This is a genomic window from Spirosoma endbachense, from assembly GCF_010233585.1.
Lineage (GTDB): Bacteria > Bacteroidota > Bacteroidia > Cytophagales > Spirosomataceae > Spirosoma > Spirosoma endbachense.
On record NZ_CP045997.1, the window covers coordinates 535,182 to 546,519 of the forward strand.

The window sequence follows — 11,338 nt, forward strand, 5'->3', positions numbered from 1 at the left end:
GCAACTGGATTTATCGCTTGACTTGATATGCAGATTGTCGTACAGTCGCAGGCCGTTTCGGCGGATGCGCACATTATTCCGGTCCGTAAAACCGAGGAGTTAGCCGAAACACTCCGTACGATAGCGGACGCACTTGGATTGCCCACGTCGATCCTACAGGCTGATTTTAAGGCTGATTTTCAGGAGTTTTTGCCGCTTTATCAGCCCGGCGGTCAACGCATCTATTTGCTTGGCCTGGGTGAGAATCCCGGATCGATCGACTGGCTTAAAGCGTTTCGAAAACTGTTTTTTACGCAGAAAGATCGATTGCCACAACAGGTTAGCGTGGCGTTAGCGGCTTTTGACGGCGAGGTTGTCGAAGCGGTCGTACTGGGCATTCGTGCCGGCGGCTACGATCTTCGGCTCTATCAAACCGAAAAGAGCGATCCGTCGGCCTTTTACGCAGCCGATGGCGTTCTTACCCTCGTCCTTGCCGAACGTTCCCTTGAGCTGGCACGACAGGCGCTGGTGCAGGCCGAAGCCATAGCGCAGACGCAGCGCGAAATGCTCGACCTGATGAATGCGCCGGCCAATTATAAAAATCCGCAGACACTGGCCAACTGGACCAGTCAATCGGGTCTGACACATGGATACGCCGTAACCATTCTCGACAAAGCCGAACTCGAACGGCAGGGTCTGGGGGCTTTACTCAGCGTGAGCCAGGGGAGTGAGGTTCCGCCCGTACTAATCATTGCGGAGTATAAACCCGACATGACGAACCAACCGTCGGATCAGCCCCTGCCTAAAGTGGGCCTGGTCGGAAAGGGCGTCACGTTCGATACCGGCGGTATTTCAATCAAGACATCCGCCAGCATGCACCTCATGAAGAGCGATATGGGGGGAGCAGCCGCTGTGCTGGGTACGGTTGAGGTAGCGGCTAAATTGAAACTGCCCGTTCATGTGATTGGTATTGTCCCGTCGACGGAAAACAGCGTCGATGGGCGCTCGACCAAACCGGGGGATGTCATAACCTCGTACAGTGGCAAAACCATTGAAATCATTGATACCGATGCCGAAGGACGGGTGATCCTGGCCGATGGTCTGGGGTATATGGTTCGCCATTTTAAGCCCGACGTACTGATCGACCTGGCTACGTTGACGGGAAGTGTCATTGCCGCGCTTGGTTACCACGCGGCTGGACTCTTTACCCCGAATGATGCATTGGCCGCTGAACTCACCAGGGCCGCCGATCAGACGGGAGAGCGTATCTGGCGGATGCCCATCTGGGATGTCTACAAAGAAGACATTAAATCTGACGTGGCCGATCTGAAAAACTTTAGCGGTAAACCCATTGCCGGGTCCATTAGTGCGGCCAAGTTTCTGGAAGTATTTTCCGAGAAGCACCCCGCCTGGGCGCATCTCGATATTGCCGGAATGGCCTTCGCGGATACCGAATTCGGTTCACAGAAAAATGCCACTGGATTCGGCATCCGGCTGTTGATCGATTATTTGCGCCAATTAGCAGAACGCAAGTAGCTGGTTTTTGTCGAGCCGATTACTAATTGACTGGCTTGGGAGCTACTAAGGCCGGTTGAGGCCATCAGTGAATAGAAAACAGACCTGAGTAGACAAAAATCAGCCCGCTTTTCTTTATCTTTTTGGCATCCAAACTGCATACTCTATGGGTTCGCTGTCATTTTTGTGCATTGCCACCTTTTTCAAGGGAGAGGAGTTCATGCGCACCTGCAAAGCGTTAGGCAATACGGTTTATCTGCTGACCGATCAGAAATTAGCGGATAAAGACTGGCCTCGCGACGCAATCGACGAGTTTTTCTTCCTGCCATCACCCAGTAACTCTTCCGACAGTCTGGATCAGCTGATTGCGGGACTGGCGCATGCGATGCGTTCCCGTCCGATCGATCGGGTTGTGGCGCTGGATGACTTCGACGTGGAGAAAGGAGCGCTCATTCGGGAAACGTTCCGGATTCCGGGAATGGGGCAGACGACCGCCCGCTTCTTTCGGGATAAACTGGCGATGCGCATGCGGGCGGCCGCCGATGGTATTCGGGTCCCCGCCTTCAGTGGCCTGTTTCACGATGAGACGATTACCCGTTTCCTGCAATCGACCGAAGCGCCCTGGCTCATCAAACCCCGTTCGGAAGCGTCGGCTACCGGTATTCAGAAGGTGCATTCGCTGGATGAAGCCTGGTCGGTGATTCACAGGCTGGGTGATCGGCGGCATGAGTTCCTGATCGAACAGTTTAAGCCCGGTCGGGTCTATCACGTCGATTCGCTGTCGTACGACGGACAGGTCGTCTTTACCCGAGCCAGTAAATACCTGGCTACCCCCATGGAGGTTGCGCACGGAGGGGGCGTATTCCGAACCATAAACATCGCCCCCGATTCGCCCGAAACCGAACCGCTATACGCCCTGAATATCCGGGTTATGAATGCGTTTGGTATGCGGCATAGCGCGTCGCATTCGGAGTACATCCTGGGCGACCATGACGGCGAACTGTATTTTCTGGAAACGGCGTCGCGAGTAGGCGGAGCGCACATTGCCGAGATGGTCGAAGCGGCATCTGGCATTAACCTCTGGCGGGAATGGGCGATTCTGGAAGATGCCGTTGCGCGGGGAAAAACCTACGAGGTTCCGGCCGATCAACCGCAGTATGCCGGTTTGATTGTTTCACTGGCGCGGCAGCAGTGGCCCGATCAGTCGCGGTTTACGGACCCCGAAATCTGGTGGCGCATGAACCGCGAATACCACGTAGGCCTGATCGTCCGCTCCGGGCAGCCCGCCCGAATCCAGGAATTGCTCGACGACTACATGAACCGGATTTACGCCGAATTCCACGCATCAGCCCCCGTTCCCGATAAACCGACGAGTTAACGATCGCTTTCCGTTTTCCGGGGGGAGTGCTGATGCCTGCACCTGCGCAAACCGAACCCTACAAAACGCCATTGCGCTCCCCGGTGGCCTGCCAGTCGGCATCCATCTGCAGAAACCGCTGAGCGACAGTGGCTAAAAACGTGTCGTCGAGCATCGTCGAAACGTCATCGGTTTCGGTCAGGTCCATCTCGCTGATTTTATAGGTCTGTTCATAGGGGCCTGCTTCAATCTTGACAATATATTTGCTGTTCCAGGCGTAGAGGCCAATGCGGAACTGGGAATGCGGAATATCCTGAACGAAGCGCATGTGTTAACGACTTATGACGAATGAATACGGTAGACTGTAAACTAACCAGGGAATTGGCAGACGGTAGGGATCTGCTGACAAAAATAAGAAAGGATTGCCTGCGCTTCGGTATCTTTTTAGTAGCGAGTATCGGTTATTCATGCGGAATAACATCCTGTACAAAGGATACCGACGAAGCGGCTCAGTTTTTTTTGCGTGGGAATGTACAGCTGCAAAAACGGGAATATCGGGAGGCCATTCGATTTTACTCGGAAGCGCTGGAAAAAAAGCCGGATTTTGCGGATGCGTTTAATAACCGGGGACTGGCCAGATTCCGGAATGACGACCGCGAAGGAGCCCTGGCTGATTATACCCGTGCCATTCAGGCCGACCCCGATTTTGGCGCAGCGTATTTAAATCGCGCGGAGGTATTGCTCGAAACCGGCGATGCGACGGGTAGCCTGGCTGATCTGCAACGGATCGAAAAGGAGTACAAAGACTCTACCTACTACCAGAGCCGGTTGGGAGATGCTTACGTTCGGCTCAACAAGGCCTCACAGGCCCAGGCAGCCTACGACCGGGCGCTCCAGCTCGATGCCCGAAACAGCGAAGCACTGACCAATCGGGGTGCGTACTATTTTAGTCAGAAAGCCTACGAGCAGGCCCGCCAGGACATCGATAAGGCATTACAACTCAATCCGAAACAGGATGCTGCGCTGAATAACCAAAGCCTGCTCCTGGCGCGGGAGGGGAAATTTACCGATGCGCTGGCGTATGTTAACCGGGCCTTGACGGCAAAACCGAATCAACCGTATTACCTCAATAACAAGGCGTATCTGCTGCTGATGCTGAACCGACCGGCCGAAGCGCTGCCGCTGGTGCAGGAATCCCTTCGACTCGATGCGTCGAACGCCTGGGCCCACCGGACGCTGGGCATCTATTACCTGAAGCAGAAACAGTCGTCGCAGGCTCTGACCGAATTCAGGCAGGCCGAAAAACTGGATGCCTCCGTCGATCAATTGTATTATTACCTGGGAATGGCTGAATTGGCCCTCGGTAATCAGTCCGGAGCCTGCCAAGCCTGGCAACGGGGCGAATCGGCGGGTGACGAGCAGGCGCGTACCGAACGATCGGCGCGTTGCCGATAGGAGCAGAGGCCGCCTACAGACCCGATGCCCTAGATTCCGGTCGGTTTGTTGATAATTTATTTGAATCCTGTAACTTTGGGTATGTCAACGATCGAAACACTTGAAGATTTCTACCAGCGAAAAATGAACTGGTTACCTGATACGCTCCAGCAGGATATTGGTCATTTTAACGTATTTCGCCTGGAAGATTGCATCGGCCCTCACAGTACCCCGGTCATTTACAGCCGTCGTGACTTTTACAAAATAACCCTGATCCGGGGCCGAAATGTCTATCATTACGCGGATAAAAGCATCGAGATTGCCGGTACGACGCTGATGTTCTTCAATCCACAGGTCCCTTATTCCTGGGAATCGCTGTCCGACGATAAAACGGGCTATTTCTGTATTTTCAAAGAAGCCTTTTTTACCGAGAAGATTCGGGGCAGCCTGAATGAACTGCCGATGTTTGTTACCGGGGGGAAGCCAACGTACCTTCTGGACGAGCGTCAGGATGAACACGTCAGTGCTATTTTTCAGCGGATGATGGGTGAAATCAGTTCGGATTACCGATTCAAATACGATTTGCTGCGAAATTACGTCATGGAGCTTATCCATTATGCCCTGAAACTGGAGCCATCCGAAACCCTCTATCAGCACCCGGACGCGAACTCCCGGATCACCGCCGTTTTTACCGAATTACTCGAACGGCAGTTCCCGATCGAGTCACCCTCACAACGGTTCATGCTCCGATCGGCTGCCGATTATGCGCAGCGTCTGGCGGTCCACGTCAATCACCTGAACCGGGCCATCCGGGCAACCACCGGCAAAACAACCACCGAGCATATTTCCGAACGGCTAGTCAGTGAGGCCGGGGCGTTGTTGAAGCATACGAACTGGAACATTGCTGAAATCAGTTACAGTCTGGGTTTTGAAGAACCGTCGCATTTCAACAATTTCTTTAAAAAACATACACGGCTAACCCCATCCGCATTTCGAATTGTTTGAATTTTGCAAGCACCTGCTTGGCTAAGGCTATTCACTATGGCGTAACTGCTCCCGGCATCTTGATCAATCCTGCCAGCGACTGTACTAATGGTGTTGGATGGTCGGATTTGTGAATCAGAATATGCTGAATAACAACCTGTTTGAAAGGCGTCCCATCGGCGTTAAGAATAGGCATCGATAGCAGACTAGGTTCCTGACTTAAATCCAGAGCGGCTGGAATAAAGGCAATCCCTTTCCCCAGTCGAACCATACTTTTTAACAAGTCAAAGGAAGGCACTTGCTGGACGATGTTGCTGGACCGGTTAATATTCGCCAGGCGACAGATCTCCTCCGCCTGCATGAAAAATACCCCGGCCACCTGTCCAACGTCAATCCACTTTTCGTGTTGTATCTGCTCCAGCAGGACCCCTTTTTGAGTAGCCAGCGGGTGGTTCCGGTTCATCAGGATCGAATAATCGGCTTCAGCATAGGGAGTCGCCGATAATCCGTCGCAGACTAACGGTAGAACGGTCATCCCCAGATCAACCCGCTCAGCAGCGACCCATTCCTGGACCTCCGTCGTATTCGATAACTCAACGAGTTTAATGGATAGGGTGGGAAAGTGGGTTGAGAAAAGTTCGAGCATCCCCATGATTCGTTCGGGCAGAATAAATTTGAAAACGCCCAGTGTAATAGCCTGTTGATTGGCCACCGTCTGTCGAACCGTGCGAATCGCTTTCTCACTCAGTTGCAGAATACGCTCAGCATCGATCAGAAAAAGGGCGCCCGCTTCGGTTAATTCCACTTTATGCCATTTGGACCGCTGGATACCCACGAATAGCTCGACCCCCAGTTCAACTTCCAACAGCTTAATCTGCTGACTCAATGCAGATTGCGTAACGAATAGCTTCTTCGCGGCTCGGCCAAAATGCAATTCATGGGCAACCCCCACAAAATAGGTTAACTGGCGTAATTCCATAAGTCAATCCCACATGATATGTCCGGGGGTGAGCGAAGATACTATTGATTAGTTTTTCTAATCAGTAGTTAAGAAAATATAATTGGATAAATAAAACGTTACGTTGTCTTTTTGTAAGCAGATACGCATGAACTACTGATATACGAGCCCTATACACATGATACAAAGACGGGATTTTTTAACGCAATTATCGCTGGCCACGGCTGCAATTTCATTGCCACAGGTTGCTTTTCCGTCTGCTCCAAAAGCCGATGAGTTTGTCGAGGTGGCGATTACGCATGGCCGGATACGGGGTATGCGTAAGGAAGGAGTGAATCTGTTTAAAGGCATACCCTACGGGGGCCGCATTTCGGGTGATCGACGATTTCGGCGGCCTGCTCCTTTAGAAAAATGGACGGGGGTTCGAGATGCTCTGGAGTTTGGTGCACCGGCTATTCAGAACCCCCGGCGCAATGAGCCTGCTCCATCGGAAGACTGTCTTTTCTTAAATGTGTGGACACCTGCCAATGACCACAAGAAGCGGCCTGTCCTGTTTTACAGTCACGGTGGGGGCTTCGTGGTCGGTTCGGGCGCTTCCGGAGGGCAGGATGGGTCTAATCTGGCTCGAAACTTTGATGTGGTGGTTGTGGAAACCAACCACCGGCTTGGTTTATTAGGCTTTCTGTATCTGGATGACATCGGCGGACCCGACTATGCCGGATCGGGCAACATGGGCATGCTGGATATCGTGGATGGGCTAAAGTGGGTTCATGACAACATTGCCCAGTTTGGGGGCGATCCTGCCAACGTGATGATCTGGGGCGAATCGGGTGGCGGGGCCAAAACGTCCTGTTTGTATGCTATGCCTTCGGCGGCTCCTTATTTCAACAAAGCTTCTATTGAAAGCGGTCCCGGTGTTCGGATGACACCGAAGGAGACAGCCGCCGAAACGACTGCCCTGCTTTTAAAAGAATTGAACATAGACCCCAAAGACTGGAAAAAGTTGCTGGACGTACCGGCGGCTGATTTACTGGCCATTCAGGGTAAATTACCTTCTGTGGCACCGTTTCTGGGGAAAAATACAAAGGGGGCTGTGCTACGTAGAGCAGGAGGCTTTGGCCCCGTGGTCGATGGCGTCGTTCTGCCGCATCATCCGTTCGATCCAACAGCGCCCGCTCTATCTAAAAACAAACCCTTACTGGTTGGCTGGAACGAGGACGAGTACACCTTTTTCGCCTGGGAGCGAAAAGACACGGAGTTTGCTAAACTGGATTTCGACGGTTTACAGAAACGGCTGGAACCTCAATACGGCGAGGATACCCCTAAACTGATCGCTGCCTATCGCAAAGCAAGACCCAATGCCACAGCCCCACAACTATATATTGCCATTTCCTCCATTGCCATGATGGGTCTGGGCTCAGTAGACATTGCCGAAAAAAAGGTTAAAGAAGGGGGAGCACCGGTTTATCTCTACAATTTTGGCTACAAGTCCGAGAAACCTATTCCTGGTACGGATTATCCGATGGGAACGCCCCATGCCATGGATATTTCGTTCAAATTCAATAATGAAATTCCGCCCAGAGATGGGTCCGCGCCAAAAGAGAGCTTCTTTGGCGGCAATCGACCTGAGCGGTTTGTAGCCTCACATCACTTTGCCGAATTATGGACCACGTTTGCCCGTACCGGTAAGCCAGCGGCTAAAGATGTACCCCAATGGCCAGCTTATAATCTCAAGACCCGGCCTACCATGCGGATTGATGCTCAGTGCGAAATCATTGACAACCGCTTCAGCCAGGAGCTGGCCATGTGGCGTTCGATTGGTAAATTATAGTTGGGACATTATAGGTGTGATGTCCCACGTAAACGTTTATCCTGCTGGAATAAAACTGATTATAACGATAGTAATTGGGTCAAAGCGCGCGTCATCGGCCCAGGTCTGACCAAAGACGCAGCGGTCAATTCTACCGGCTGGATGCTGGTACCCTCCCCATTGCCTCCCAAGGAAATGACACGGCAACGTTTGGCGTCTACCCGCCAGGTCGAAGGAGTCCAGGTTCCGGCGGGATTTCCGGCTGCTAAAACCCAGGTGAGTATACCAGCCAACTCCCGTGCGACGATTCTGCTGGATCAGGGCTTTCTGACGAATGCCTATCCAACGCTACTCTTCAGCGGTGGGCGACAGGCGGGAATATCGATGGGGTATGCCGAAGGACTCTACATTGGCAAGAAGGAAGCCTTAAATGCGGCAAGAGTGCCATCACTTCCTAAGGGAAATCGTAATGAGATCGATGATAAACTGTTCATTGGCCGGGCCGACAGTGTCGTTATTCTAACGAAGGCTATCAGGAAGCAAATCGTCCAGCGAATGAAGGGGGGTACGAATAGATTATATGGCTTGGCCTGCTATAAATGGGCGTTTTTGTCGACGATCCGAGTAGGATTCATCCTCCAATTGGGGTACTTCCGTGTGGTGACCCGTTTTTTTGTGCCGGATCGGTTTCACCAGACCGATCTTGAATGGGTATGTGGACAGCTTCAGATCGCTCCAGAACTGAAGCCTGTTTTACGGTCCCGGCCAGTCTGCGGATTGGCCGGGACCGGTTGCTGGTATTACTTGAGGTGTGCCCGAAGCATCCAGGCTATTTTTTCGTGCTTTTCCAGCAGTCCCGTCACAAAATCACCCGTACCGGCATCCTTGTGGGCGTCCTGAAATTCGTCAATATTACCCCGAATGAATTCAATGATACTTTCGTGGTCGTTCAACAGTTTTTTGATGAGGCTGCGGCTGTCATTACCATCCTCGTCCTGCTCCGTCAGATGGGTCAGTTGCAGGAAATTTTTTAACGTAGCGGGTGCGTAATGACCTAACTGCCGGATCCGTTCGGCCACATCATCGACGATCTCAGCCGATTGCTGGTACAGTTCTTCAAAGTAGAGGTGAACCGAATGAAAGTCCATCCCTTCCAGATTCCAGTGGGCGTTGAGGGTTTTGGTGTACAGGACAAACTCATCGGCGAGGAGTTTGGCTAACTGATGGGCAACAACTTCCCGATTTTCCGGAGAAATACCAATGTTTGTTTTCATGGGCAACGATACTGTTTTAGCGTGTTTGTAGTGAATCAATTTAGCCCATAAACTTACTGCATTTATTAGCTAATTCGTACTGATCGCCCCAATTCAACCTGTTTTTCCGATGATCCATGAAACCAGATTCGCGATCGACTCATTGAAAAAACTGGTTTTAACAATGTGTCATCTATGAACTATAACTATCGTTGTAGTTTTAATGTCAGTTCTCCAATTGCTGATTTATAGGCTAAAAACTGATTCTGATTCGTGTGCTTATCCGTTGATATCTCCAGCAGTTTTGCCTGCGGACTGGGCGCAAAGAAATCGGGTAGGAGGGATCGCAATGCGTCCTGAGTTTCGCAGACCTGATACGAAATCCGGGCATCGTCGGCGGTATTTCGGGCCGTGTATCCGTGGGGCGTTTCAAAATACGTTTCCAGCTCCGGTTGTCGGCTGGGTCCGTCGATGATCCGGAAAATATGTCCGCTATCGTTGTTGAGGAGCACAATTCGCAGATTAGGCGGCACAGGAGCGGACCATAGGGCGTTTCGATCATAAAAAAAGGCAACATCGCCAACAAGCAGCGTAACGATCCGGTCCGTCATCAGGGCGGCACCGACAGCCGTACTCAGGCAGCCGTCGATACCGCTGACTCCCCGATTGGCCGAAACCTGAATCTGCAAGGACTGATCGACTCCGCAGAGATTGGCGTAGCGTACGGGCATACTATTGGCCAGATGCAGGATCGACTGGGCGGGTAACTGATCCAGCACGGCCTGTACCGCCGACCAGTCCGTGAGTCGGGCATCCGTACCGGCAATTGTTTGGTAAACAAGGCGGGCGGCCTGTCGATCGGCGGTTTGCCAATGGTTCAGAAATTCATGCGAGTCATCGTCCTCATCGCCCTGCAAAAAACGCTGGAAATCCAGGTCTGCCATTAATTTCTGTAAAAAAAGGCGAGGTTCTGCGGGAATTAGCGTTGTCAGGCTTTGAAACGAATCGTTGATGCGATCCACCGTTGGTTGAATGTGCCAGTGCCGACGCGCCGGAAACCGGCGGAAAAATGTTTTCAGATTCCGGGTCAGGAACGAATGACCCATGGTGATGAGCAGATCCGGTCGAAGCGACACACCGAATGCCTCGTCCAGTCCCGACAGGAACGTATCCGAATGTGTAATGAACAGGCCATTGCGGGCCGTGTTACTGACAATCTCGCCAACAACGGGTACCCCCATCTCCTCGCTGATTTTTTGCAGGCAGGTCAGCAAATCCGGATCATACGGAAGCTGCCCTACGGCCAGCAGGATTCGTTCATTGCGCTCCCATTCGTTGAGTAAATCATGCCAGACTTCGGGCGGCAGTGCCGGTTGGACACGCAGCGTATCGATGAGTCGTACCTGTTCATAGGGGAAGGGTTCATCGGTCGTTGGATAAAACGGCTCCCGAAGCGGTACATTGATATGAACGGGGCCTAATGGGGCCAGTCGACACAGGTTCACGGCTTCATTGAGGGATCGTTCAATATACCAGCGGGCATCGGGATGGCTATAATCGGCGGGGAGGTCATAACTACGCTTCACGTGCGTCCCAAAGAGATTAACCTGATCGATCGTCTGCCCATCCTGCTGGTGCAGCCATTCGTGGGGCCGGTCAGCCGTCAGGATCAGGAGCGGAATCTGTTGAAAATAAGCTTCCACCACAGCCGGAGCCAGGTTGTAGACCGCACTGCCCGAGGTGCAGATGATCGCCACCGGGTTTCGACTTTGCTGAGCCATTCCAAGGGCAACAAAGCCCGCTGATCGCTCGTCGGCCATCACGCGGACCCGTAGCCGGGGATGCCGGGCAACGGCCAGCGTCAGCGGTGCCGACCGGGAACCTGGCGACACCACGACGTCCGTAATTCCTTTCTGGCTGAGCAGTTCGGCTAGGTTAACAATGGGTTGAAGTACTGGCATACGGGTAAGATCTGAACGTTCGGGCTGCAAACATAACCATTGAATCGGGACTCATCCGGCCATCTGTCGCAGATTTTATGTTACTTT

The 11,338-nt window shown here is 52.4% G+C and carries 10 protein-coding genes; 6 read left to right on the plus strand and 4 right to left on the minus strand.

The annotated features are described in order from the left end of the window. Positions 1 to 27: 27 nt before the first annotated feature. Complete coding sequence (locus GJR95_RS02065; protein ID WP_162384300.1) at positions 28 to 1,515, plus strand: leucyl aminopeptidase family protein; 1,488 nt, start codon at positions 28 to 30, stop codon at positions 1,513 to 1,515. A gap of 145 nt (positions 1,516 to 1,660) precedes the next feature. Beyond that, positions 1,661 to 2,872 (plus strand): ATPase, encoded by a 1,212-nt coding sequence (locus GJR95_RS02070; protein WP_162384301.1) that lies wholly within the window; start codon positions 1,661 to 1,663, stop codon positions 2,870 to 2,872. A gap of 58 nt (positions 2,873 to 2,930) precedes the next feature. On the opposite strand, the gene GJR95_RS02075 is transcribed toward GJR95_RS02070, so the two are convergent. After that, positions 2,931 to 3,179, minus strand: coding sequence for a hypothetical protein (locus tag GJR95_RS02075; protein ID WP_162384302.1), 249 nt, complete (start codon positions 3,177 to 3,179; stop codon positions 2,931 to 2,933). Between the two features lie 20 nt (positions 3,180 to 3,199). On the opposite strand from GJR95_RS02075, the gene GJR95_RS02080 reads away from it, so the two are divergent. Next, the gene (locus tag GJR95_RS02080; RefSeq protein WP_162384303.1) at positions 3,200 to 4,306 is read left to right on the plus strand and encodes a tetratricopeptide repeat protein; all 1,107 of its coding nucleotides are present in this window, start codon (positions 3,200 to 3,202) and stop codon (positions 4,304 to 4,306) included. A gap of 81 nt (positions 4,307 to 4,387) precedes the next feature. Beyond that, positions 4,388 to 5,290: a helix-turn-helix domain-containing protein gene (locus GJR95_RS02085; RefSeq protein WP_162384304.1), complete on the plus strand. Its 903-nt coding sequence runs from the start codon at positions 4,388 to 4,390 to the stop codon at positions 5,288 to 5,290. Positions 5,291 to 5,324: 34 nt separating this feature from the next. Here the strand turns inward: GJR95_RS02085 and GJR95_RS02090 are convergent, their stop codons facing one another. Further along, complete coding sequence (locus GJR95_RS02090) at positions 5,325 to 6,248, minus strand: LysR family transcriptional regulator (RefSeq protein WP_162384305.1); 924 nt, start codon at positions 6,246 to 6,248, stop codon at positions 5,325 to 5,327. 157 nt (positions 6,249 to 6,405) lie between these two features. On the opposite strand from GJR95_RS02090, the gene GJR95_RS02095 reads away from it, so the two are divergent. Then, the gene (locus tag GJR95_RS02095; protein ID WP_232541054.1) at positions 6,406 to 8,058 is read left to right on the plus strand and encodes a carboxylesterase/lipase family protein; all 1,653 of its coding nucleotides are present in this window, start codon (positions 6,406 to 6,408) and stop codon (positions 8,056 to 8,058) included. Between the two features lie 174 nt (positions 8,059 to 8,232). Further along, positions 8,233 to 8,937: a hypothetical protein gene (locus tag GJR95_RS02100; protein WP_232541055.1), complete on the plus strand. Its 705-nt coding sequence runs from the start codon at positions 8,233 to 8,235 to the stop codon at positions 8,935 to 8,937. Here GJR95_RS02100 and GJR95_RS02105 read toward each other — a convergent pair. Next, the gene (locus GJR95_RS02105; RefSeq protein ID WP_162384307.1) at positions 8,838 to 9,311 is read right to left on the minus strand and encodes a Dps family protein; all 474 of its coding nucleotides are present in this window, start codon (positions 9,309 to 9,311) and stop codon (positions 8,838 to 8,840) included. The genes GJR95_RS02100 and GJR95_RS02105 overlap by 100 nt on opposite strands. A gap of 185 nt (positions 9,312 to 9,496) precedes the next feature. Beyond that, complete coding sequence (gene menD / locus GJR95_RS02110; RefSeq protein ID WP_162384308.1) at positions 9,497 to 11,251, minus strand: 2-succinyl-5-enolpyruvyl-6-hydroxy-3-cyclohexene-1-carboxylic-acid synthase; 1,755 nt, start codon at positions 11,249 to 11,251, stop codon at positions 9,497 to 9,499. Positions 11,252 to 11,338: the final 87 nt, after the last annotated feature.

What these genes read in the sequence shown, in the direction of transcription:
- GJR95_RS02080 (WP_162384303.1), top strand. Translation starts at nt 3,200, where the DNA reads ATGAATACGGTAGACTGTAAACTAACCAGGGAATTGGCAGACGGTAGG.
- GJR95_RS02100 (WP_232541055.1), top strand. Translation starts at nt 8,233, where the DNA reads ATGACACGGCAACGTTTGGCGTCTACCCGCCAGGTCGAAGGAGTCCAG.
- GJR95_RS02085 (WP_162384304.1), top strand. Translation starts at nt 4,388, where the DNA reads ATGTCAACGATCGAAACACTTGAAGATTTCTACCAGCGAAAAATGAAC.
- GJR95_RS02075 (WP_162384302.1), bottom strand. Translation starts at nt 3,179, where the DNA reads ATGCGCTTCGTTCAGGATATTCCGCATTCCCAGTTCCGCATTGGCCTC.
- menD (WP_162384308.1), bottom strand. Translation starts at nt 11,251, where the DNA reads ATGCCAGTACTTCAACCCATTGTTAACCTAGCCGAACTGCTCAGCCAG.
- GJR95_RS02070 (WP_162384301.1), top strand. Translation starts at nt 1,661, where the DNA reads ATGGGTTCGCTGTCATTTTTGTGCATTGCCACCTTTTTCAAGGGAGAG.
- GJR95_RS02065 (WP_162384300.1), top strand. Translation starts at nt 28, where the DNA reads ATGCAGATTGTCGTACAGTCGCAGGCCGTTTCGGCGGATGCGCACATT.
- GJR95_RS02095 (WP_232541054.1), top strand. Translation starts at nt 6,406, where the DNA reads ATGATACAAAGACGGGATTTTTTAACGCAATTATCGCTGGCCACGGCT.
- GJR95_RS02105 (WP_162384307.1), bottom strand. Translation starts at nt 9,311, where the DNA reads ATGAAAACAAACATTGGTATTTCTCCGGAAAATCGGGAAGTTGTTGCC.
- GJR95_RS02090 (WP_162384305.1), bottom strand. Translation starts at nt 6,248, where the DNA reads ATGGAATTACGCCAGTTAACCTATTTTGTGGGGGTTGCCCATGAATTG.